A 23,732-nucleotide genomic window follows, 5' to 3' on the forward strand; every position below is an offset into this window, starting at 1 on the left:
GCGAAAGGGAAGCCCTTCAAGGTCGTCATGTGTGCGGTGATGCGCAAGCTCATCCATCTGGTTTGGGGCGTACTGAAAAGCGGCCGCCCATTTGAGCCTGACGGCGCCCTTGCCTAGGCAAGGGCAACACGGTATCTACAGCAGCCTGGTGCTATCGCTTCAAGCGCGGATCCGCCAGCTGCGCTTCGTCCCAGCCACGGCGCACGGCGTTGCGTGCCTGCGCCCAGTCCAGGCGACTGCGGCCACGTTCGCTGGCCCAGCGCGATTCCAGTTCGCGCTCCACTTCCTCGTAGGCGCGGATCATGTCCTGCGCGCGCGCGGCATGGCCGATCCGGTAGGCCGGCTCGTAGTCCTCGAAGAACAGTTGGTCGTCGTAGTACGGCTCGGCGGTGTAGCGCTCGCGCCAATAGTCGCTGACCGCATCGCGCGGCGTGCTGTCGTCCGGTACGCGGCCGGGAATCTGGTACTCGGTCATGAAAAGGCTCCGTTGTGGACGAAGCCTGATCGTGCCTGCGTGGCGGTTAACGGTCCGGTCCGACAGCGTGATCGCCAGATCAATCCGCCAGGCATGGCCCGGCGCTCCGTTCACCCGGCGTCCGCATCCTTGCGCGGCAGCGTGTAGATCACCGCGCCAATGACGAACGCGACCAGTGCAGCGGCGATGTTCTGCCAGCTGGCACTGGCGAACAGGGCCAGGCACAACAGCAGCGCCAGCACCGGAATCAGCGGGCCACCGGGCAGCTTCAACGCGCCTGGGCGATCCGCGTAGCGCTTGGCCAGCACCAGGACGGCGGCAGCGGTGCCGATGTAGGCGAACAGGCGCGTGGTCATCGACAGCAGGGCGAGCTGCACGAACGAACCGGACAGCGCCAGTCCGAGCGCGATCAGGCCCTGGCACATGATCGATGCGGCCGGCGTATGGAAGCGCGGATGCACCTGCGCCAGGATCTTCGGGCCGTAACCATCGCGGGCCAGTGCGAACAGGAATCGCGGGCCCATCATCATCGTGTTGCTGTTGGTACCCAGGATGGAGATGGTCGCGCCGATGGTGAGGATCAGCGCCAGGGCCTCGCCGCCGAAACCGGCTGCGGCGTCGGCCAGCGGCGTGGCCGAGCTGGCCAGGCCGGCCAGCGTACCCTGCGCCACCACCTGCACCGCGCCATAGATGACGGTGACAGTGATGATCATGGTGATCAGCGCGAACGGAATATCGCGGCGTGGATTGCGGTACTCGCCGGCCGCGGCCGGGATGTTCTCGAAGCCGGCGTAGGCGTACAGCAGCAGCAGGGCGGCCTCGCCCATCCGTTGCAGGTCATGCGGGTCCGGGCGCTGGCCGGAGAAGGCCAGCTGTGGATCGATATAGAACGCGCCGATGGCCACGAACAGCAGCAGCGGCAGCATCTTGCCGATCACCAGCACCACGCCGGTGCGCGCGGCCGAGCGCACGCCGATGATGTTGACGCCGGTCAGGAAGCCCAGCGACACCACGATCACCGCGATGCGACCCATGCCGGCGCCGGCCCACGGCCAGAAGCGCGCGACCGCATCGGCCAGCGCGTTGCTCAATGCGGCCGCCGAGCTGATGCGGGTCAGCCAGATCATCCAGCCGATCTCGAACCCTGCGAAGCGGCCGAAGGCCTCGCGTGCGTAGAGGTAGCTGCCACCGGGTTCATCGAAGTAGCTGGCGGCCTGCGCGTAGCACAGCACCAGCAGCGCGACGACGATGCCAGCGGCGACCACGCCCCACAGGCTGAAGGGGCCGAGCAGGGCAACGGTGGCGGCCGGCAGCAGGTAGATACCGCTACCGATCACATCGTTGATCGACAGGCCGACGATCTGCCAGCGGCTGACCGCGCGCTGCAGCTGTGGTTCGTCCGGCGCGCTCAACGGGCGTCTCCGCTCAGCGCGGGCAGCTGCCACTGCACCTGCAGTCGCTGGTACTCGGTGCGCGGCAGCAGCACGAAGCGCGGCGTATCCTGCGGCCGCAGCCAGTCCAGCAGCGCCTGCATGCGCGCTTGTGGCATGGCGGTACAGCCGGCGGTGGCCTCCCCGGGCGTGCGCCACAGATGGGCGAAGATGCAGCTGCCCTTGCCGGGCTGGTTGTCCGGGTTGTGGGCGATGACGAAGCCCTCCCGGTAGCGCACGTCGCCCTTGTTGTGCAGATCCAGCCGCATCGGCTCGGTGGAGCCCTTGATCGCTGCACTGCCGACTTTCTTCTCATCGACGATGCGGTTGTAGAACGGCGAACCGGGCACGTCCATGCAGTAGCTGCTGTCCAGCATCGGCTGGTAAGGCATTGCGGTGCCGGGGCGTGTGACGGCATAGCCGAACGCACTGCCGAGCGCGAATATGCCGGCCGGGCTGCGACCGTCTCCTTCCTGCTTCTGCGGGCCATCGGCCTGTGCCGGATGCAGGCCCAGGCCCCAGGCGCTGCCGGTACGGCCGAGCGCCACCGGGAACGCCTGTCCGTGCGTGTGCCAGCCCTTGCCATCGCGCACATAGGCCTGCAGCTGCCCTTGGGTACTGTCCCAGCCATCGCTGGTGACCACGATCAGCTGGCGCGCGCCATCCAGCGGCGCCGCGTGAACGGACACCGTCGCAGCAAGCAGCAGCGCAGCGGTAGCGAGGCGAACCAGCGATTTCATCAACAGGTGCTCCGGTCAGGAATCCAGCAGGTGGTCGATCCGCTCCAGGTTTACCGCCAGCTGCTGCTGGCGGTCCGGATTGGTGTGGCAGAGCAGCACGAACAGGAAATCGAGCAGGGCGTGCATGGCGCTACGGTACAGCAGCTGCGCGACCTGCGGCGTGCGGTCGTGCGCGCAGACTGCCAGTGCCGCATCAGCATGTGCGCGCAGCGGGTTGGCAGTGTGGCGGGTAATGGAAATCACCTTGCCACCCATGTCCTGGAACTGCCGCGACAGCTGCGAAAGCTGCGGCAGGTTGCCGAATTCGGAGAACACCAGCAGCACATCGCCGGGGCGTGCGGCCGACAGGTTGGCCAGCATCAGGATCGGGTCGGTGTGCGGCACGACCAGCAGGCCGAGCAGCGACAGCCGCATGGCGAACTCGCGGGCGAACAGGCCGTCGTCACCCAGGCCATGGACGAACAGCTTGGGTGCGCCGTCGAGCAGCTGCACGATGCGCTCGATCTCCTCGCGTGGATTGGCCTGGCGTGTTTCCTCCTCGGCCTGCGCCTTGCTGCGGCGCAGGGCCTCGCCCAGGCGCAGGTAGTCATCGCCGCTGTCGGGTTCGCTGGGCACCTGTTGTGGATCGGCACCGGCGCGGGCCACGTCCTGGCCGATCGAGTACTTCAGGTCCGGGTAGCCCTTGAAGCCGAGCTTCTGGCTGAACTTCACCACGCTGGACTGGCTGATGCCCAGCGCACTGGCCAGCTGCTGCGATGAGTAGTCGCGCAGCAGGTGGGCGTTGTCGAGGATGAAGTCGGCGATGCGGCGCTCGATGGCAGACATCTGCCCGCGCTCGGTGCGGATCTTCAGCAGGGGCGGCATGCGGGGCGTCCGGGCATGTGTAGGCGCGTTGCGGCTGGCAGCGTAGAGCGTGTCATGGAATGGGTCGAGCGGGTTCCAGCCTCGAAGAGGTTACGGAGCGCAGTTGTTGCTTTTGAAGTTGAGTCCGCCTTCAAGCGAGCCGAGCACCGCAGGTCCGGCGAGGGCGAAGAGGCGCGGGTGTCCGAGCGTAGCGAGTTCCCGCGCCGTCCCTCGACGGGCCGAGGAGCGCAGGGAACCGGTGCGTAGCACCGGCTCGCGGTCGGCGGAGCGTTTCTTTTGGTTACTTTTCTTTTCGCGAAAAGAAAAGTAACGCCCGACCCAACGTCAGTGGCACGCCAGGCCAACCGCAAGGCAGAAATCACCCCAGCATCTCCAGCCCACGCACTTCGGTGATACCCAGCCCCGGCACGTCGCTGATGCTGATCTCCGATTCGTTGAAATGCACGCCGCCGCTGACCGGATCGAACTGGCCCAGCGAGGGACCGTCGAGGTCGACCTTGGTGATCACATCGCTCTTGGCCACGGCCAGGTGCACGGCCGCGGCCACGCTGATGCTCGATTCGATCATGCAGCCGATCATGCACGGCACGCCGTAGATGCCGGCGATGTCGGCGATGCGGATCGCGTTGGACAGGCCGCCGGTCTTCATCAGCTTGATGTTGATGATGTCGGCCGCGCGCTGCTGGATCAGGTCCATCACCTGGCTCGGGCTGAACACGCTCTCGTCGGCCATGACCGGCGTGTTGACGCGGTCGGTGACGTACTTCAGGCCGCTGATGTCGGCGGCCTTCACCGGCTGCTCCAGCAGCTCCAGTACCACGCCGGCTTCCTCCAGCGTGCGCATCGCATGCACCGCCTGCTTGGCGGTCCAGCCCTGGTTGGCGTCCAGGCGCAGCAGGGCGCGGCCCTCCACGGCGGCGTGGATTGCCTTGACCCGTTCGATGTCCAGTCCGATGTCCTTGCCGACCTTGATCTTTAACGACTCGAAGCCGCGTTCGATCGCCGACAACGAATCGGCCACCATCTTGTCGATGTAGTCCACGCTGATGGTGATGTCAGTGGTGATCACCGGGTCGCCGCCACCGAGCATCTGGTACAGCGGGGCACCGTGCAGCTGCGCCCACAGGTCGTACAGCGCGATCTCCACCGCGGCCTTGGCGCTGGTGTTGCGCTCCATCGCGGTCTGCACCAGCGTGCACAGGTGGTTGAGGTTGACCACGTCCTGGCCGATCAGGCGTGGGGCGATGAAGTGGCGGATCGCTTCGATGATCGAGCCGTGGGTATCACCGGTGATCACCGCTGTAGCCGGTGCCTCGCCGTAACCGGTGTGACCGGTGTCGGTGCGGATCAGCACCACCACGTCTTCCACGGTCTCCACCGTGCGCAGCGCGGTCTTGAACGGTGTCTTCAACGGCACGCGCAGCATGCCCAGTTCGATGGCGGTGATCTTCATTCAGGAGTCTTGGCCCGCAGGCGCTGGATGTTGGTGATGCGGTCGATGTAGCGGACGGTGTCGCTGGCCATCATCGGCTCCAGCGGCGTGACCGAAACACCATTGAGATGGGCCTGCACGCGTTTGCCGTCGGTACCGAACCAGCTGCCGCCCGCCGTATCGTGGATGACCCAGGTGCGGCCGTCGACGTGGCCGATGGCCATCATCACATGACCGGGAATGTAGACCAGGTCGCCCACCTTCAGGCTGGCGACGGCACGGTCGCGCACCGCCTTGCCGTCCTTGCCGGTGAACGGCAGGCGGTCCAGCGCCGGACTGACCGCCTGCGCGCTGGTATTGCGCGGCAGCAGCACGCCAAAGCTGCGGTAGATCTCGGAGACGAAACCGCTGCAGTCGCGGGTGTCGTAGTCGTGGCCCCAGCCGTAGCGTTCGCCGAGGAACTTGAAGCCCTGCTGCAGCAACAGGCGCGGGGTCAGCGGCAGGTAATCGGCGGCGGTGTCCTGCGAGCGCGGCAGCAGCGCCGGCACCAGCTTCAATCGGCCATCGGCCTCGCGTACCGGCAACTGCACCACCCACGAGGCGTGGGCCTGCTGGCCGTTCACCGGCTCTGACGCGGGCCAGTCGGCCAGCACCGGCAGGCGCACGCCCATGTCCAGCTGCAGGCGCGAGACGCGCGGCTCCTCCGGGGTATGGGCGGTCTGCGCGGTGGCGCCGGTGACGATCCGGTACGGTCCCTTCGCGCCGTAGCCGAGCACCGTGGCCTTGTCGCCGCTGGCGATGGCGTCGGCTTCGATCCACGCGCTGTAGCGCTCGCTGTGCACGAACAGCCAACGGCCATCGGTACTGCGATGGACCACGGCGACCTTGTCGCCGGGGAACAGTGCCGATTCCTGGAAGCGGTCGATGTCGGTGTCACCGACGGTGCTGAAGACGCGCTCGCGGGTGGGGAAGGTGCGCAGCGCGGCACGCTTCACCACCAGCCCATACTGCGGTGCCACCTGTGTGGGAATCGCATCGAGGCCGAGGTTGGCTTCGATAGTGCTGCGCAGCGCGGGTGCGATCGCCTGGCCCTTGTCGTTGTAGAGGGCGCGGGTGGGCCAGCTCGACAGCGCGGTGATGCTGGCGCGAACCGTCGCCGCATCAAGCTGGGCGGGCAGTGTGGCGATGTCCTGGATGTGGCTGTCCTGCGCCCGCATGCGCGCGTTCTGTGCTTCGATCTGCGCGCGATCCAGAATCGGCGCATCGGCGTCGTCCAAGCGCGCGGCCCAGTACTGCGGGGTCAGATAGGCCTCGTGCAGGCCGATCACATAGGGCAGCGGCGCACCCGGGTCGGGCGGTGGGGCCGCCTGTGCAAAGGCCGGGGCGGCCAGCAGGCACAGGGCCAGGGTCAAGCGGCGCGGCCAATGCCGGTGCCGTTCGCGGAAAGCCAGGCTCATGCGGTGCACACCCTCCTCGAATGCCTGTTGGAATATTTATTCCTTTTGGCCCCGAAAGCAAGAATAAATTATTGACCAACATCCCGGCCCGTGTTACACAGCCGTTACCACCCGCGCTGGGGAAGTGTCGCTGTGGATCCTGCCGTTCGCAAACCGCGTCTGACTGCCGCCGCCGGCCTGGGTGCCGTGTTGCTGCTGTGGGTGTCGGCCACGCACGCAGCAGGCGAGCGCAGCAGCCAGCAGCAGGCGCGTCAGGCGCAGGTGATCGACCTGATCGACAGCGGCCGTTTCCGCGACGCCGACGCGCTGCTGGCCACTACACCCGCCGCCACTGACGAAGCGTTCCAGCGCGAGCGCATGCGCCGCATCCGCCTGGATTTCGCCCTCGACGAAAACGCCGCCAAGGACGCCGTACGGCGCGGCATTCCCGATCTGACCGACGAGGAATTTGCGCGCTGGGACCAACTCGGCCTGATCGAGCATCTCGATATCGATGGCGAGCGTTGGTACTTCAAGCGCGCACCCTCGAACCTGTTCCTGCTCAGCGACGAAGCACGCGCGCGCCGCCGCACGGATGCACCGATGCCGCCTCCGGGCCCCAACGAAGTGCTCAATGCCCACCACGCAGGCGTGGTTGCTGCGGCCGAACAGAGTGGCCAGGCGTCGGTTCTGCCGCAGCGCTATGAATTCACCCAGTCGCTCACGGTGAAAGCCGATGTGGTGCCCGCCGGTGAAACGATCCGCGCGTGGATTCCGTACCCGCGCGAGATCCCCGGCCAGCAGGAGCAGGTGCAATGGCTGGGCAGCACCCCGGGCAAGGCGCGCGTGGCTCCGGCCCATACCCAGCAACGCACCGCCTACCTCGAAGCCAAAGTGGTTGCCGGGCAGCCGACCCGCTTCGAGATCCGCTACGCGGTCACGATCTTCGCCCGGCATACCGCGATCGATCCGGCCAGGGTGCAAGCCACACCGGAAGATTCCTCGTTGAAGCCCTACCTGGCCGAGCAGCTGCCGCATGTGCGCTTCACCCCTGCGCTGAAGCTGTTCTCCGACCAGGTGCTGCAGGGTGAAACGCGCCCGTATGAAGTGGTGCGCAGGCTGTTTGCTGCGGTCGATCGCATTCCCTGGGCCGGTGCGCGCGAATATTCCACGCTCAGCAACATCAGCGATTACGCGCTGCGGGCCGGCCATGCCGACTGCGGGCAGCAGACCCTGCTGCTGATCGCGCTGCTGCGCATGAACGGTATTCCTGCACGCTGGCAGTCGGGCATGGTGTTCTCCGGCGACGGCAGCGGCTACAACAACCTGCATGACTGGGGGCAGGTCTACCTGGCGCCGTATGGCTGGCTGCCGATGGACGTGACCACCGGCGCACTGGCCAGTGATGTGCCGGCCCTCCGTGACTTCTATCTGGGTGGCCTCGATGGCTACCGCATCGCCTTCAACGACGATTTCGGCCAGCCCTTCGTGCCGGCCAAGCAGCACTTCCGCTCGGAAACGGTCGACTCGCAGCGCGGCGAGGCCGAGTGGGCAGGCGGCAACCTGTACTTCGACCAATGGAGCTACGACTTCCAGTGGCGGGTACTGCCAGCCAGGCAACGCTAGCGCGACACATCGCATTCCACACCATTCAATTCTTGCAGGAGAGAGCAGGGGATGAAGGCTTACAGCATCAAGCGGGCGGCGTTGTGCGTCGCCCTTGGGGCGTGTCTGGGCATGATCGCGCCCAGCGCATTCGCACAGGATGGTTCAGTGGTTGGCCGGCTGGTCAGCGATGCCGGCCAGGTACCGGCCGGTGCCACGGTGACCGTACGCAATCCGGCAACGGGCTTCGTGCGCTCCGTGCAGGCCGAAGCCAACGGCAGCTACCGCATTCCGTTGCTGCCGGTGGGCACCTATGAGATGGAGGTCGGCTTGCCGGGTGGTGGCGCCAGCCGTGTCGGCCAGGTAACGGTCAGTCTCGGCAGCGCAACTACGGTGAACGTGCCGCTCGGCGCGGTCAGCACGCTGGGCACGGTTGAAGTACGGGCACCGCAGGTAGTGTCGATGGTGGATGTGAAGTCCACCGAGTCGGCCACCAACATCACCCGCGAGGAACTCTCGCGCCTGCCGGTGGACCGTGACATCACCGCCGTGGCGCTGCTGGCGCCGGGTGCGGTGAAGGGCAAGGGCTCGCTGGGTGGCCAAGGCATTTCCTTCGGGGGTTCGTCGGTGGCTGAGAACACCGTCTACATCAATGGCCTGAACGTCACCGACTTCTACAACCGGGTCGGCTTCTCGTCGGTACCGTTCTCGTTCTATCAGGAATTCCAGGTCAAGACCGGCGGCTACTCGGTGGAGTTCGGGCGCAGCACCGGCGGTGTCATCAACGCGGTGACCCGCTCGGGCAGCAATGATTTCAAGGCCGGTGCCGAGCTGGTGTTTGAGCCGCGCGCGTGGCAGTCGCAGGCGCGCGACCGCTACGACGGCAACGGCAGCCGCTACATCACCGCCAGCCGCGACGACTACAGCCGCAGCGCGCTGAATGTGTTCGCTTCCGGTGCGCTGGTGCAGGATCGACTGTTCTTCTTCGGAATGTATGAGGCGCGCGACTACCGCCCGACCTCGACCAACGACGCCGGTACGCGCCTGAGCCAGGGCAAGGCCGATGACCCGTTCTGGGGCGGCAAGATCGACTGGCAGATCACCGACAACCAGATGCTGTCGCTGTTCGGTTTCTCGGACAAGAGCAAGACGCTCACCGATGTCTACGCCTACGACTACGCCACTGGGCAGACCGTGGGCGAGCGCAGCAACCAGATCTACAACACGGTGGGCGGCAAGAACTGGTCCGGCACCTACAGCTGGCAGGTGAACAACGACCTGACCATGAAACTGATGTATGGCGAGAACAAGCGCAACCGTGTGCAGAGCTCGTTGATGGACCAGAACTGCAACCGCGTGTTCGACAACCGAACCGCCAGCCAGGGCGTGCCGCCCTCGCTGCAGGGTGACCGCAGCTGCACCAGCAGTTCGCAGCTCGAATCCGCATTGGACACCCGCAAGGCCGCGCGCGCCGATTTCGAATGGACGCTGGGCAACCACCTGCTTCGCTTCGGCCTGGATCGAGAGGAGAACACTTCCGACTACAGTCGCGCCTATCCCGGGCCGGGCGGCCTGCGCTACGACATCTACGCCCGCACGCCCGGCAGCTCGCTCAACGGCGGTGTCGTGCCGGCCAGCGGCCTGGTGGCGCGCACCCGTCGCTATGAAGTGGAGGGTGCATTCGAGACGATCAACTCGGCCTACTACCTGGAAGACAACTGGCAAGTGACGCCGAACCTCCTGCTGAACATGGGTCTGCGCCTGGAAGCCTTTGACAACAAGGGTGGCGACGGCAGCAGCTACATCAAGATCGACGACATGCTGGCCCCGCGCCTGGGCTTTTCCTGGGACGTGCGCGGCGATGGCACGACCAAGGTCTTCGGCAACCTGGGCCGCTACTTCCTGCCGGTTGCCAACGTCATCAACATCAAGCAGGCCGGTGGCTTCCTCGACGAGCGGACCTGGTATGAGTTCCTCGGCTACAGCGGCGCAGCCAACAACATCCCGAACCTGGGCGCGCAGATCGGCCCGGTGGACAACTCGCAGGGCGACGGCAGCGTGCCGGACCTGCGTGCCGAAGTTAACCGGGACATGGACCCGGTGTACCAGGACGAGGCGATCCTCGGCTTCCAGCAGATGATCAACGAAGCCTGGTCGGTCGGTGCCAGCGTGACCTATCGCCGGCTGCACAACGCCATCGATGACATGAACATCACCGCGACCGGGCAATGTGGTGCCATCGACGGGGTGTGGATCATGGGCAATCCGGGCCGCACCAACACCGTATGGGGTGACACCAACTGTGACGGCAGCAACGATGGCTGGATCAGCATCGATACGTCGAAGGAAGGCTGGGCGCTGTACGACGACAACGGCAACTACGTCGGCCAGCGCGGCTGGGTGAAGCCCAAGCGTGACTACAAGGCACTGGAGCTGCAAGTCGACCGGGCCTGGGACGGCAAGTGGGGCTTCAACGCGTCCTACACCCTCGCATACGGCCGCGGCAATGCAGAAGGCCCGGTCAACTCCGATACCGACTTCGCCGATGCCGGGCGTACCGAGAACTTCGACAATCCGTGGGTGAACTACCGCGGCTACGGCTATCTGGCCAACGACCGCCGACACCAGTTCAAGTTCCGTGGCAGCTATGCATTGACCGAGAACCTGAGCGTAGCCGCTACGCTGGGCGTGCAGTCGGGCAGCCCGATCACGCGCTTCGGCGCCGGTAATCCATTCGACGCCACCGATTTCCACAGCTACTACGTGTGCGTGTCCAACTGCCAGGCCACGGTGCCCTCCGAACGCGTGTTCGTACATTCCCCGCGCGGTGGCGATGGCCGCACGCCGTGGACCTACGACCTGGACGTGAGCGTGTCGTACAAGGTGCCGATCCCCACCGACCTGCGTCTCAAGCTGGCGGTGTACAACGTGCTCAACCAGCAGCGCGTGGTGACCGTGGATCAGGACTACGAACCGCAGGACAGTATCGGCACGCCGAATCCGCTGTACCGCTACGGTACCGGGTTCCAGTCGCCGCGTTATGCGCAGCTGACCGTCACATGGGCCTACTGAGACCCGCCCAGCACGCTCGACGCTGCATCTGCGTGGCCGTGCTGGCGGTGTTTCCGGTTGCGGCGGCGCAGACCAGCGCGACCGCCTCGATCGATGCCGACGTCGTCGCCGTGGTCCAGCACGAGCACCTGCCCGGGCTGGCCATGGCGGTGGTCGAGCAGGGGCGTGTGGTGTATCAGCATGCCGAGGGCGCGCGCGGCGACGGCGGCCGCATCGACCAGGACACGCTGTTCAAGATCGCCTCCAACAGCAAGGCGATGACCGCCGCGCTGCTGGCGCGGCTGGTGCAGCAGGGCAAGCTGCGCTGGGAGGATCCGGTGCGGCGGCATCTACCGGGCTTCCGCATGCACGATGCGTGGGTGGGCGAGCAGATGCAGGTGCGCGACCTGCTGATCCACAACAGCGGTCTCGGCCTGGGCGCCGGTGACCTGATGCTGTGGCCGGAGCCGAACGCGTTCACCCGTGCCGACATCATCGCGGGGCTGGCGCACCTGAAGCCGGTCAGCAGTTTCCGCAGCCGCTACGCCTACGACAACCTGATGTACGTGGTGGCCGGCGAACTGGCCGCTGCGACGGGTGGCAAACCGTATGACCAGTTGATGCGCGAGCAGGTGTTCGAGCCGCTGGGCATGACCCGCTGCCAAGTGGGGACGTGGTCGGTGAAGCGGGTCGGCAACGTGGCGCAGCCACATGCCTGGCGTGGCGACCACAATACGGTGGTGAACGCCGATGGTGCGATCAGCCCGGACCTGCCGTCGATGGCCGCCGGCGGCATCCGTTGTTCGCTGCGGGACATGACGCGCTGGATGCAGGTGCTGCTCGATCCCGGCCTGGCACCTGGCTGGTTGGATGCTGAGCAGCGCCGTACGCTGTGGACCCTGCACATGCCGATGCCGCTGGGTGAACGCCAGCGGCGTTGGGACAACGCGCATTTCTACGGCTACGGCTATGGCTGGCGCGTGTCGGACATGGATGGGCAGTGGAAGGTGGCGCACACCGGCACATTGTCGGGCATGTACTCGTCGCTGGCGCTGCTGCCTGAGCGCAAGGTGGGTGTGGTAATGCTGATCAACGGTGAAGGCGAGGATGCGCGCATCGCATTGATGCAGACCGCACTGAAGCGCTTCACCGCCCCCGATGAGGCGCGTCCGGCGCTGGCGTATCTGGCCGAACTGAAGGCTGACCAGGCCATGCGAGCGGCAGGCGGCCATCAGCGGCCGGCGACGTCGCAGGCACGGCCGACATCGGACGCCGATCTGCCGCGTTGGCAGGGCCGCTACACCGATCCGTGGCTGGGGCCGGCCTCGCTGTGCTCGGGCAAGGACGGCCTGCGCTTCAGCGTGGACAAGTCGCCCCGGCTGGAAGCGGCTGTGCTGCAGCTGCAGGGGCGCTGGCTGCTGCGCTGGGATACGCTGGGCGAAGACGCGCAGGCGTGGCTGCAGCCGGGTGAAGGCCTGGCACCGACACTGGACCTGCGCGCCATCGATCCGGACATCGACTTCAGCTATGACTTCCAGGACCTGCATTTCACTCGTACTGGCGATTGCCCTGACAGCGACCACCAGCGCCGCTGAGCCACCGCGCGTTTCACCGGCCACCGACGCGGCCAGCGCCGGGCTGGTGGAGATCCGTACGTTGTCGCCGCGCATCGACCTGGACATCCGCTATGCGGGCGCCAACAACTTCACCGGCGCGCGCGTGCCCGGCTACGAGGCGCCTTCGTGCTACCTGCTGGCGCCGGTGGCGAAGGCGCTGGCCGAGGTGGAACAGGACCTGCGCGCCGATGGCTTCGGCCTGCGCCTCTACGACTGCTACCGGCCGGTGCGTTCGGTGCAGGCCTTCATGGCCTGGGTGAACGATCCGCGCGAGCTCTCGCGCAAGGCACAGCAGTATCCGGACCTGGACAAGCCGCGCCTGCTGGCCGATGGCTACATCGCCGAACGCTCCGGCCACAGCCGCGGTGCCACGGTGGATCTGGGCCTGCTGGATTGCCGAAGCGGTGCATGTGCGCCGTTGGACATGGGCACTGACTTCGACTTCTTCGGGACACGTGCGCATACGCAGACGAGCGGGCTGAGTGAGACGCAGCAGGCGAACCGGCGGCAACTGGTGCAGGCAATGGCACGGCGTGGTTTCGTGAACTATCCGCAGGAGTGGTGGCACTACACGTTCCAGCCGGAACCGGATCCCGGCTCCGCGTACGACGTCCCGGTACGGTAGGGGTATCGGCAGGGCTGCGCCCTGCACCCGCGGTAGTGCCGGCCGCTGGCCGGCAACATCAGACGCAACAGCAACAGCGTGCGTTCCGTGGGTTGGCTGGGCGGTGCCGGAGTGCGGGGACGCCGTAAATCCGTCCATGGAGGCTTGGCAGCCGCATCCATGCGGCTGACACCCCGCATTCCGGCACCCGCCCCGCCTCTGACAGTTTCCCGTGTGGTCCGTTGTAGAGCCGAGCCCATGCTCGGCTGCTCTTTGTTCAATCGTCGAATTATTCGATCTCGATGGAGACTCATCCACGCACGGCGTGGATCTACCGTGGCTGCCGGATTGGGTCCGAAGCAGATCCCTTACACTGGCCGCCATCCCACCGTTGCCCATCCGATGAACCTTCCTCTGCACTTCGGCCTGCTCGGTACCCTGGAAGCCGGCGCCATCGCCATGCTGGTCGGGCTGCTGGTGTACTTCCTGTGGTCGCAGCTGTGCCGCCTGCTGCGGTGGTCGATGGGGCACGCGATCGGCTGGTCCTGCGTCATCGCCGTGATCATCGCCGCCGGCATCGATGCGTGGAAGCTGTTCTACATGGGCATCGTGCGGCTGGAATCGCCGCTGTACGCGCGCATCTTCCTGGCCACCATCCACGATCCGAACGAACTTGGCAGCCGTGTGGTGCTGGAAATCGCCGGTGCGCTCGCCGGTGTTGCTCTTGCATGGGTGTTGTTCAGTTCGCGGTCATCGGAAAAAACCGTCGACTGACGCAGGTTTTTCGTTGCCTGCCGGTTAAATGCAGAGGCGCTGAATGCGCATCTTATGAGCCACTCACTTCACCCTAACCACCGCGCTAAAGCATGCGTGGAGGCGAGTGGTTAATCGCATGTGTGCGGGCCGGTCGCGGCGCAAAATCGATTCAGAAACGCGGTGGCAGGGTAGGTGCCGTGCGGAATCAACACGCCGCGCAACACCACCCAATTGGCAGGAGACACCCCTGATGACTATTCGCAACCGCAAGCCCCTGATCGCCCTGATCGTCGCCGCTGGCAGCGTGCTGGCCATCCCGGCGATGGCCCAGTCGGCCAAGCAGCAGGCCGCGCATGCACAGAACGAGGCCGCTCAGGCCCAGCAGGCGGCTGCACAGGCCGGCCAGGCCGCCGACCAGGCGACCAATGCGGCCGCAGCGGCATCGGCACAGGCCAATGGCGGTGGCCAGACCTGGGCCAGCATCGATACCGATGGCAACGGCACCATCAGCAAGACCGAGGCGCAGGTGAACGCCGGCCTTGCCCAGGTGTTCGACCAGGCCGATACCAACAAGGACGGCGAGCTGAGCGCCGATGAGTACAAGGCCTACGTGGCCGCCCAGCAGGCCGGCGCCGGTGGCGCAGCGCAGGGTGCACAGGGCAGGTAAGTCCTGCGTCGGGGCGTATGGGAACCCGGGCGGCTTCGGCCACCCGGGTTTTTTTCGTCACCATGGCCCCTGTATCCTTGCGCGATGAACACCCCCACGCCTGCGCCGTCGCGCGCCATCGGCCTGGTCGGTTTTGACGGTGACGATACGCTGTGGAAGAGCGAGGACTACTACCGCAAGGCCGAGCAGGATTACCTTGACCTGCTGTCGCGCTATGTCGACGTGCATGACACCCAGACCGCCCGCCACCTGCTGGAAGTGCAGCAGCGCCACCTGGGCACCTTCGGCTACGGCGTCAAGAGCATGACCCTGTCGATGATCGAAGCGGCCATCGACATCACCGGCCAGCGCATCGAGGCCAAGGACATCCAGCGCATCCTGGAGATCGGCCACGACACCCTGCGCCACCCGGTCGAGCTGATCGATGGTGTACGCGAAGCGGTGGCGGCCATCGCCGAGCACTACCCGGTGGTGCTGATCACCAAGGGCGACCTGTTCCACCAGGAAGCGAAGATCAAGGTCGCCAACCTGGGCGAGCTGTTCCCGCGCATCGAGATCGTTTCCGAGAAGGACCCGGAGACCTACGCCCGCGTGCTGGCCGAATTCGACCTGCCGATGCAGCGCTTCGTGATGGTCGGCAACTCGCTGCGCTCGGACATCGAGCCGGTGGTGACCCTGGGTGGCTGGGGCGTGCATACCCCGTACGCAGTGACCTGGGCGCACGAGACCCAGCATGGCGTGGCCGACGACGAGCCGCGCATGGTCACCGCCGATACCGCCCACGACTGGCCGGCCGCACTGGCGGCGATCGAGGCAAAGGCCGCTGCGGCCTGACAGGGCCCGTCGGCTGCGGCAGAATCGGGGCATGAACCACCGACTGCGCGCGCTGATGTTGTTCCTGTTGCTGGCGCCGGCCACCGTGCTGGCCCAGCAGACCGCCGAGCGCTCAAGCGCCTACGACGTGGACACCGGCGACAGCTGGGTCGATGCCCAGCTGCAGGACATCAACCATTACGCCGAACGCTACCCCGACGCCTTCCTCGACGAAGTGTCGCGCTATGCCGACGTGCCGCGCGGCTACATCAGCGCGCTGTTCACCACCCACGGCTGGCAGGCCGGAGACATCTATTTCGCCTGCTTCTGGGCCAAGGCCAGTGGCCAGACCTGCCGCGACAGCGTGCGTGCCTTCAGCCAGGACCCGGAGGGCGGCTGGGAGGCGGTGGTCAAGCGCATGCCCACCAAGCCGGACAATCTGCACTACCGGGCTGTGCGCCATGCCATCGTGGCCAGCTACCAGCACTGGGACCGGCCGATCACCCTGGATGCCGCGCTGAAGCGCCAGTTGAAGCGGTAGGGTCGGCCGCTGGCCGGCAATTGCAGCCTTTCCAGGCGTCCGGGGTTGCCGGCCAGCGGCCGGCACTACCCGGTCATGTTGCTCTGCGTATCGCCGCCGCCGGGCGCTCCGGCGACAATACGGGTCCGAGCTGTTCCCCGTTCCCGTAATCGAGTGACTGATGAGCGCCTCTTTCGTTTCGCCTGATGTGATCCGCCGCCTGTTCGCGCAGGCCATGTCCCGCATGTACCGCACCGAAGTGCCGCTGTACGGCACGCTGGTGGAACTGGTGGAGCGGATCAACGCGCAGGTGCTTGCCCAGGACCCGGCGCTGGCCGCGCAGCTGCAGCGCAACGACGAGCGTGCGCGGCTGGATGAAGAGCGTCATGGCGCGATCCGCGTCGGTACCGTGCAGGAACTGGCGACGCTGCGCCGCCTGTTCGCGGTGATGGGCATGTACCCGGTCGGCTACTACGACCTGTCGGTGGCCGGCGTGCCGGTGCACTCCACCGCGTTCCGCCCGCTGACCGGCGCGGCGCTGGCGCAGAATCCGTTCCGCGTGTTCACCTCGCTGCTGCGCCTGGAGCTGATCGAAGACGAAGCCCTGCGTGCAGAGTCGGCGAAGATCCTGGCGCGCCGTCGCATCTTCACTGACGGCGCGCTGGCGCTGATCGACCAGGCCGAGCGCGACGGTGGCCTGTCGCAGGCCGATGCCGAGCGCTTCGTCCAGCAGGCGCTGGAAACCTTCCGCTGGCACGGCGATGCCACGGTCGATCTGCCGACCTACCACGCACTGCACAACGCGCACCGCCTGGTGGCTGACGTGGTCAGTTTCCGCGGCCCACACATCAACCACCTGACCCCGCGCACGCTGGACATCGACGCTGCACAGGCGGCAATGATCGAGCATGGCATGGCGGCCAAGGCCGTGATCGAAGGCCCGCCGCGCCGTGCCTGCCCGATCCTGCTGCGCCAGACCAGCTTCAAGGCGCTGGAAGAAGCCGTGCATTTCCCGGATGCCGAAGGTGGCGATGCCGGCACCCATACCGCGCGCTTCGGCGAGATCGAACAACGCGGCCTGGCGCTGACCCCGAAGGGCCGCGCGCTGTACGACCAGCTGTTGTCGCAGGCCCGCGACGCCGGTGGTGAAGGCAGCACCGGCGGCGACTACGGCCAGCGCCTGCAGGCGGTGTTCGCCAGCTTCCCGGATGACCATGACACCCTGCGCCAGGAAGGCCTGGGGTATTACCGCTACCAGCTGACCGACGCTGGCCGCGCCGCGCCGGAGCGCGTGGCCGATCTGCCCGCTGAAGTGCTGGTGGCCGCCGGCCTGGCCACGGCTGACCCGATCGTCTACGAGGATTTCCTGCCGGTCAGTGCCGCGGGCATCTTCCAGTCGAACCTGGGCGGCGAAGAACAGCGCGCCTATGCCGCGCATGCCAACCGCGAAGCCTTCGAGCAGGCCTTGGGCGTGGAGGTGAACGACGAGTTCGAGATCTACGAGCGGCTGCAGGCCGAATCGCTGGCGGCGCTGCGCGGGTAAACCGCTTGCCGTGGCGCCGAGCGTGGGCTCGGCTCTACAGGGATTCTGCGGAGCGGCCCCTTTGTAGAGCCGCCCGCTGGCCGGCTGTTGGGGAAGCCGGCCAGCGCCCGGCTCTACCCGAGGTCCGTAGCGGGCCTCAGCCCTTCATCGTTCCGGTATCCAGCCAGCGCTGGTGCCACGACAACGCTTCCGGCAGCAGGTGCGGGGTGTGCTTGCCGTAGCTCTCACGGCTGGCACGGTCGAAGTAATCCTGCAGCTGCGGGCGGAAGTCCGGGTGCGCGCAGCTGTCGATCAGCACCTGCGCGCGCTTGCGCGGGGTCAGGCCGCGCAGATCGGCCAGGCCCTGTTCGGTGACGATCACCGACACGTCGTGCTCGGTGTGGTCGACATGGCTGGCCATCGGCACGATCGCCGAGATGGTGCCGTTCTTGGCGGTGGACGGGCTCAGGAACGCTGACAGGAAACCGTTGCGGGCAAAGTCACCGGAACCGCCGATGCCGTTCATGATCCGCGTGCCCATCACGTGCGTCGAATTGACGTTGCCGTAGATGTCCACCTCGATCATGCCGTTCATGCCGATGCAGCCGAGGCGGCGCACCAGTTCCGGATGGTTGGAGATTTCCTGCGTGCGCATGATGATGCGCTCGCGGTAGAAATCGATGTTCTCCTTGAACGTCTCATTCGCCTGCGGGCTCAGCGCGAAGCCGGTGCACGAGGCGTAGCTCAGCACGCCGTCGCGCAGCAGGTCGAGCATGCCGTCCTGGATCACTTCGGTGAACGCGGCCAGGTCGCGGAAACCGCTCTTGGCCAGGCCAGCCAGCACGGCGTTGGGGATGTTGCCCACGCCCGACTGCAACGGCAGCAGGTTCGGCGGCAGGCGGCCCTTCTTCACCTCGTGCTTGAGGAACTCGATCAGGTGCGAGGCGATCTGTTCGCTGGTCGCATCGATCGGGCTGAACGGGCTGTTGCGGTCCGGGCCGTTGGTACGCACCACGGCCACGATCTTGTCCGGGTCGCAGCGCAGCGCGGTATCGCCGATGCGGTCGTTGGCGTTCACCAGCGGAATCGGCTTGCGGTGCGGCGGCAGGGCGGTGCCGTAGTAGATGTCATGCATGCCGTCGACGCCGGCCGGCTGCCATTCGTTGACCTCGACGATCACCTTCCTGGCCAGGTCCAGCCAGGTCTTGTTGTTGCCGACCGAGGTGGAGGGCACCAGCGAACCATCTTCGCGGATGGCCGAGACTTCGATGACAGCGGTATCGATCTCGCCATAGAAGCCGAACCACACGTGCTGGGCGACGTGGCTGAGGTGGATGTCGATGTAATCCAGCTTGCCCTCGTTGATGCGGTTGCGCGCATCCGGGTCGCTCTGGAACGGCATGCGCATGGCGATGCCATCGGCCTTGGCCAGCGCGCCATCGAGTTCCGGCGCGGTCGAGGCGCCGGTCATCAGCTTGATCTGGAAGGGATTGCTCTGGGCATGCACCGCTTCGATGCGGCGGGCCAGTTCGACGGGAACGGCCTTGGGATACCCGGAGCCGGTAAAGCCGCTCATGGCCACGGTTTCACCGGGCTGGATCAGCGCGGCTGCGGCCTCGGCGGAGACCACGCGGTCACGGAGACGCGCGTTGGCGATGCGATCAACAGACATGACGACAGTGTTTCTGGGGGGAATCCCGATTATCGGCCATCCTCATCCGTACGGGGGGTTCTACCTTCGTGGAATGGCTTTTCCCCCAGGGGCTCACCCATACCCACCGGTTCTGTTTTGCAGTGCAGCGTGCAAAGTGCTTTCGCAGCCCGCACGATGGCCCTGCATCCCGACGTGGGGGAGGGAGCAGAGCCCGCTGGCAGTTCGCTGCAAGCGGGCTTTTTTATTGCCTGTGGCCCAGTGTGAATACGCGGCCTGCATTATCGGTAGTGCCGGCCGCTGGCCGGCAACTGCAGCAACCTTCGGCAGAATCATGGGATCTGCCGGCCAGCGGCCGGCACTACCGGGTCCGTTGCGTCCCAGCCGGGTCGATACAATCAGACCCATGACCCTCGCCCCCGCTGACCTGCCCGCCCCGCTGCAGCCCCTTGTCGAACGCGCCCTGGCGCGCCTGGCCCAGGTCCTGCCCGAGCCCGTTCCTGCTGAACTGCTGCCGCTGCTGACCCGACTGGCGGTGGCCAGCGACTTCGCGCTGGACACCCTGGTGCGGCAACCGGCGCTGCTGGCGCAGCTGGCCACCCCCGGCTGCCCGCCGATCCCGCCACCGGTGCTCGATCCGCTGCAGCCCAGCGACTGGCCGGCGCAGATCCGGCGCTGGCGTACTGCCATGTCGACGCGGCTGATCTGGCGCGACCTGACCGGCCTGGACGACGTGGCACAGACCCTGGCCGGCGCCACCACCCTGGCCGAGGACTGCCTGCGGCTGGCGCTGGACGCGCTGCAGCAGGAATTCGCCCAGCGCCACGGTGTGGTCCGCGATGGCGAAGGCGCCGCGCAGCAGCTGGTGGTGTTCGGCCTCGGCAAGCTTGGCGGCGGCGAGCTCAACTTCAGTTCCGATATCGACCTGGTCTACGCCTATCCGCACGGCGGCGAATCCGACGGCCCGCGCGCGCTGGCCGCCGAAGAGTATTTCGCCCGCCTTGGCCAGCGCCTGGCCAAGCTGCTGGACGAAACCACCGTCGATGGCTTCAGCCACCGCGTCGACCTGCGCCTGCGCCCGTTCGGCAGCGCCGGCCGCGTCGCGCTGTCGTTCGCGGCGATGGACCAGTACTTCCAGCGCGAAGGCCGCGACTGGGAGCGCTATGCGTGGCTGAAGGCGCGCGCGGTCGCCGGTGATATCGAGGCCGGCGAAGCGTGGCTGCAGACCCTGCGCCCGTTCGTGTACCGCCGCTACCTGGATTTCACTGCGCTCGATGGCCTGCGCGAGATGAAGGCGGCGATCACCGCCGAAGTCGCGCGCCGCGAGCTGCACGAAGACATCAAGCGTGGCGCCGGTGGCATCCGCGAGATCGAGTTCCTGTGCCAGGCGCTGCAGCTGATCCGCGGTGGCCGCGAGCCTGCGCTGCGCGAGCGCCGCCTGCTGGTGGCGCTGGACGCGCTGGTGGCTGCGGGGCAGATCGCGCCCGAGGACGGCAGTGCGCTGCGCGAGGCCTACCTGTTCCTGCGCCGCCTGGAGAACCGCCTGCAGATGCTGCGCGATGCGCAGACCCACGTGCTGCCCAGCGATGCACTGGACCGCGAGCGCATCGCCGTCGGCCTCGGCTACCCGGACTGGGACGTGCTGCGCGCGGCGCTGGCCGAACAGCAGCAGCGGGTCAGTACCGAATTCGCCGCGCTGCTGGCACCGCGCAAGGGCCAGGCCGCGCCCGACGCGCTGGCCAATTACTGGCGTAGCCTGCCCGAGGCCAGCAACGCGCCGTTGCTGGCCGAAGCCGGTTTCCTCGATGCCAATGGCGCCGACCAGTCATTGCGTGACTTCGCGCAGGGCACCGGCGTGAAGTCATTATCCGATGCGGCGCGTGCGCGGCTGGATCGCGTACTGCCCGCGTTGCTGCATGCGGCCACGCGTTCGCCGCAACCCGACGCTGCGCTCAAGCGTGTGCTCGGCCTGTTGCAGGCCGTGCTGCGCCGGACCAGCTATCTCGCGCTGCTGGACGAACAACCGAGCGCGTTGGCGCGTCTGGTCGATGTGCTGGCGCGCAGCGCGCTGCTGGCCGAGCGGCTGGCCGCGTACCCGCTGCTGCTGGACGAACTGCTGGACGTGCGCGTGTCCGGGCCGATGCCCGATGCGGCCGGCATGCTGGCCGAGTGCCAGCAGGTGCTGGCGGTGGAAGATCCCGAATCCGCACTGCGCTGGCTCAACGAGACGCGGCTGGCGCTCAGCTTCCGCATGGCGATGGCCACGCTGGATGGCCGCCAGGGTGCGGTGGACAGCACGCGGCAACTGGCCGAGCTGGCGCAGGCGGTGGTTACCACCGTGCTGGCGATGGCCGAGGCGGACATGCGCGCCGCGCACGGCGGGATTCCCGGTGGACGTTTCGCGATCATCGGCTACGGCAGCCTCGGCGGGCTTGAGCTGGGCTTCGGTTCCGACCTGGACCTGGTGTTCCTGCACGACAATCCGGCCGGCGTGGAGGCCAGCGATGGCGCACGTCCGCTGGAACCGGGGCGCTGGTATGCACGACTGGCACAGAAGGTGATGGCGCTGCTTGGTGCGGTCACCGCCGCCGGGCGCCTGTACGACATCGACGTGCGCCTGCGCCCGGACGGTGGCAAGGGTTCGCTGGTGTCTTCGTTGGCCAGCTACACCGAGTACCAGCGCGAACGCGCGTGGACCTGGGAACACCAGGCCCTGGTGCGCGCACGCGGTGTGGCCGGTGATGCCAGCCTGCTGGCCGATTTCGAACAGGTGCGTGCACAGACACTGGGTCGTGAGCGCGATCCGGCCACGCTGTATGCCGATGTGCTGAAGATGCGCGGCCGCATGCGCACTGAACTGGACCGCAGCGATGCCGCGCGGCTGGACCTGAAACAGGGTGCCGGTGGCGTGGTGGACCTGGAGTTCCTGCTGCAGACCGGCGTGCTGGCGCGTAGTGCGCAGCATGCGGCGTTGCTGCAGCCACGCGACACGCCGTCGCTGATCGATGCGCTGGCGGTTGCCGGTTTCCTGCCGGAAGACACTGCGCAAGCACTGCATGGCGCGCATGCCACGCTGCTCGACGTGGGCCTGGCCTGCACGCTGGACCGTCGCCCGCGACTGGCACCGACCACGCCCGCGATTGAAGACGCGTGTGCGGCGATTACGGCGGCGTGCAGAGCGGCGGAGCTGCCGTTCGGGTGAGTGGGTGCACCCATTAGAGCAATTGCCCGGGGATGATCCGCTGTTGGTAGGTGCCGACCGTTGGTCGGCACAATCTGTCAGCGGTGATGAACTCTGATGGAGCGTGCCGACCAACGGTTGGCACCTACCGTGCTCATGTGCCATCCAAGGTCGGCACCTGCCAGAGCATGTGCGGTCAGCTGGTCGCGCGCAGCGGCGCCATCTTCCACAGCAGCGCGCGGAACGGGGCCAGCAGGCAGACGCCGATCGCCAGCTTCACTGCCAGGTCGCCGGCGGCCCAGCTCACCCACGGCAGGGTGGAACCGGCAAATGCGATCGACCAGAAAATGGTGGTATCCACCGTCGCGCTGCAGGTCGTGGCCACCATCGGTGCGCGCCACCAGCTGCCGCGGCGCAGGCGGTCGAACACGGTGATGTCCAGCAACTGCGCCACGATGAAGGCTGAGCACGAGGCAACGGCGATGCGCGGCGTGGCCACCCAGATCGACAACAGCACCGCCACCGCGAAGCCGATCCACGCCACGCGGCGCGCCGGGCCCGGGCCGAAGCGGCGGTTGATCAGGTTGCTGACCAGGAACGCGACCGGATAGCTGAAGGCGCCCCAGGTCAGCCAGTCGTTGATCGGGTACTGCACCAGCACGTTGGACAGCAGCACCACCGCGCCCATCGCCAATACCGCCAGCACCAGGGCGCGGGCGGTCAGCGGGGCAAACACAGGGGCAGGACGCACGGACATGGCGAGCCAGGGGGACAAAGGGGATCGCCCATTATCCGCCCGGCCCGCGGCAAAGCCAAAACCGCTTGTTCAGCTTTACAACGCTTCGCTCATCACATCGCCTGCGGCGTAGGCGGTGGGGACGTAAGCCAGCGCTTGGCCCTGTGCGCTCTTCACGGTCCAGCCGGCACCGGCCTCGGTGGGGTCGAAATGTACCTGCTGGCCGACCACGAAGGCCGCCGTCTGGTCTTCATGCACGCGCGCCGGCCAGCGCAGGGTGGCGGTCTGATCGGCCTTGTCGGGCACCTGCAGCTGCACCTGGCGCTCGCCGGCCGCCGTGATCTCCACCTTCTTCACGTCCATCGGCGGCAGTGGCACCGCCTTGGTGCGGGCAACCCTGCCATTGCGTTCGCTGGCCTTGAACGGCGCCTTGGACAGTTCGGACAGGCCCGCCGATGCAGCGAGCGGCACCGAGACCACGATCAGCGAGGTGATCAGCACGCTGGCTTCGCTGCTGTTCAACTGCGGCGCGGCGCCGGCATGGACGGTGGGCACCAGCAGCGCGGAGAGCAGCAGGGCGGAAGCGGGAACGCGCAGGCAACGGAACATGGAGACCTCCTGGTCAGCGTGGGG

At 66.9% G+C, this 23,732-nt stretch carries 19 protein-coding genes and 1 pseudogene; 11 read left to right on the forward strand and 9 right to left on the reverse strand.

What is annotated here, in order from left to right; translation table 11 throughout:
• Positions 1–117 (forward strand): annotated as a pseudogene (locus tag AC5P7S_RS14180) (IS110-like element ISStma4 family transposase); the annotation flags it as partial.
• Between the two features lie 34 nt (positions 118–151).
• Here AC5P7S_RS14180 and AC5P7S_RS14185 read toward each other — a convergent pair.
• From AC5P7S_RS14185 to AC5P7S_RS14210, 6 genes are all read right to left on the reverse strand, one after another.
• Positions 152–475 (reverse strand): hypothetical protein, encoded by a 324-nt coding sequence (locus AC5P7S_RS14185; protein WP_005415023.1) that lies wholly within the window; start codon positions 473–475, stop codon positions 152–154.
• A 110-nt stretch (positions 476–585) separates the two neighbouring features.
• Positions 586–1,887, reverse strand: a complete 1,302-nt coding sequence (locus AC5P7S_RS14190; RefSeq protein WP_329845796.1) for an APC family permease — start codon at positions 1,885–1,887, stop codon at positions 586–588.
• Positions 1,884–2,645, reverse strand: a complete 762-nt coding sequence (locus tag AC5P7S_RS14195) for a L,D-transpeptidase family protein (RefSeq protein WP_005415025.1) — start codon at positions 2,643–2,645, stop codon at positions 1,884–1,886. Before AC5P7S_RS14195 ends, AC5P7S_RS14190 begins: the two co-directional genes overlap by 4 nt.
• Positions 2,646–2,660: 15 nt before the next feature.
• Positions 2,661–3,509, reverse strand: a complete 849-nt coding sequence (locus AC5P7S_RS14200) for a MurR/RpiR family transcriptional regulator (RefSeq protein ID WP_053498690.1) — start codon at positions 3,507–3,509, stop codon at positions 2,661–2,663.
• Positions 3,510–3,867: 358 nt separating this feature from the next.
• A complete protein-coding gene (locus AC5P7S_RS14205) occupies positions 3,868–4,962 on the reverse strand; it encodes a dipeptide epimerase (RefSeq protein ID WP_012478950.1) in 1,095 nt (364 codons plus the stop codon).
• Positions 4,959–6,398: an SH3 domain-containing protein gene (locus AC5P7S_RS14210; RefSeq protein WP_095379385.1), complete on the reverse strand. Its 1,440-nt coding sequence runs from the start codon at positions 6,396–6,398 to the stop codon at positions 4,959–4,961. Before AC5P7S_RS14210 ends, AC5P7S_RS14205 begins: the two co-directional genes overlap by 4 nt.
• Positions 6,399–6,530: 132 nt before the next feature.
• Between AC5P7S_RS14210 and AC5P7S_RS14215 the strand changes: the two genes are divergently transcribed.
• From AC5P7S_RS14215 to hglS, 9 genes are all read left to right on the forward strand, one after another.
• Positions 6,531–8,003 carry a transglutaminase-like domain-containing protein gene (locus AC5P7S_RS14215; RefSeq protein WP_095379387.1) on the forward strand — a complete coding sequence of 491 codons (1,473 nt, stop codon included), beginning with the start codon at positions 6,531–6,533 and terminating at the stop codon, positions 8,001–8,003.
• A 51-nt stretch (positions 8,004–8,054) separates the two neighbouring features.
• The gene (locus AC5P7S_RS14220) at positions 8,055–11,054 is read left to right on the forward strand and encodes a TonB-dependent receptor (protein WP_095379389.1); all 3,000 of its coding nucleotides are present in this window, start codon (positions 8,055–8,057) and stop codon (positions 11,052–11,054) included.
• Positions 11,042–12,628 carry a serine hydrolase domain-containing protein gene (locus AC5P7S_RS14225; RefSeq protein WP_242441394.1) on the forward strand — a complete coding sequence of 529 codons (1,587 nt, stop codon included), beginning with the start codon at positions 11,042–11,044 and terminating at the stop codon, positions 12,626–12,628. Before AC5P7S_RS14220 ends, AC5P7S_RS14225 begins: the two co-directional genes overlap by 13 nt.
• Positions 12,561–13,274, forward strand: a complete 714-nt coding sequence (locus AC5P7S_RS14230; RefSeq protein ID WP_242441395.1) for a M15 family metallopeptidase — start codon at positions 12,561–12,563, stop codon at positions 13,272–13,274. Before AC5P7S_RS14225 ends, AC5P7S_RS14230 begins: the two co-directional genes overlap by 68 nt.
• Before the next feature lie 381 nt (positions 13,275–13,655).
• Entirely contained in the window at positions 13,656–14,027 is a 372-nt protein-coding gene (locus tag AC5P7S_RS14235; RefSeq protein ID WP_065186625.1) for a hypothetical protein, read from the forward strand.
• 232 nt (positions 14,028–14,259) lie between these two features.
• Entirely contained in the window at positions 14,260–14,676 is a 417-nt protein-coding gene (locus tag AC5P7S_RS14240; RefSeq protein WP_005407824.1) for an EF-hand domain-containing protein, read from the forward strand.
• An 84-nt stretch (positions 14,677–14,760) separates the two neighbouring features.
• Positions 14,761–15,510, forward strand: a complete 750-nt coding sequence (locus tag AC5P7S_RS14245) for an HAD family hydrolase (protein ID WP_053499038.1) — start codon at positions 14,761–14,763, stop codon at positions 15,508–15,510.
• Between the two features lie 31 nt (positions 15,511–15,541).
• Positions 15,542–16,030: a hypothetical protein gene (locus AC5P7S_RS14250; RefSeq protein ID WP_005415036.1), complete on the forward strand. Its 489-nt coding sequence runs from the start codon at positions 15,542–15,544 to the stop codon at positions 16,028–16,030.
• Positions 16,031–16,190: 160 nt separating this feature from the next.
• Positions 16,191–17,552, forward strand: a complete 1,362-nt coding sequence (gene hglS, locus AC5P7S_RS14255) for a 2-oxoadipate dioxygenase/decarboxylase HglS (RefSeq protein WP_095379396.1) — start codon at positions 16,191–16,193, stop codon at positions 17,550–17,552.
• Positions 17,553–17,688: 136 nt separating this feature from the next.
• On the opposite strand, the gene scpC is transcribed toward hglS, so the two are convergent.
• Entirely contained in the window at positions 17,689–19,203 is a 1,515-nt protein-coding gene (gene scpC / locus AC5P7S_RS14260) for a succinyl-CoA:acetate CoA-transferase ScpC (protein WP_495213636.1), read from the reverse strand.
• Positions 19,204–19,588: 385 nt separating this feature from the next.
• On the opposite strand from scpC, the gene glnE reads away from it, so the two are divergent.
• Entirely contained in the window at positions 19,589–22,384 is a 2,796-nt protein-coding gene (gene glnE / locus AC5P7S_RS14265) for a bifunctional [glutamate--ammonia ligase]-adenylyl-L-tyrosine phosphorylase/[glutamate--ammonia-ligase] adenylyltransferase (protein WP_495213637.1), read from the forward strand.
• A gap of 175 nt (positions 22,385–22,559) precedes the next feature.
• Here glnE and AC5P7S_RS14270 read toward each other — a convergent pair whose 3' ends face one another.
• Positions 22,560–23,120 carry a queuosine precursor transporter gene (locus AC5P7S_RS14270; RefSeq protein WP_005415040.1) on the reverse strand — a complete coding sequence of 187 codons (561 nt, stop codon included), beginning with the start codon at positions 23,118–23,120 and terminating at the stop codon, positions 22,560–22,562.
• A gap of 75 nt (positions 23,121–23,195) precedes the next feature.
• Positions 23,196–23,708 (reverse strand): hypothetical protein, encoded by a 513-nt coding sequence (locus AC5P7S_RS14275; RefSeq protein WP_065197240.1) that lies wholly within the window; start codon positions 23,706–23,708, stop codon positions 23,196–23,198.
• Between the last annotated feature and the right edge of the window lie 24 nt (positions 23,709–23,732).

It is taken from the genome of Stenotrophomonas sp. YJH_SMC_32, assembly GCF_059369975.1.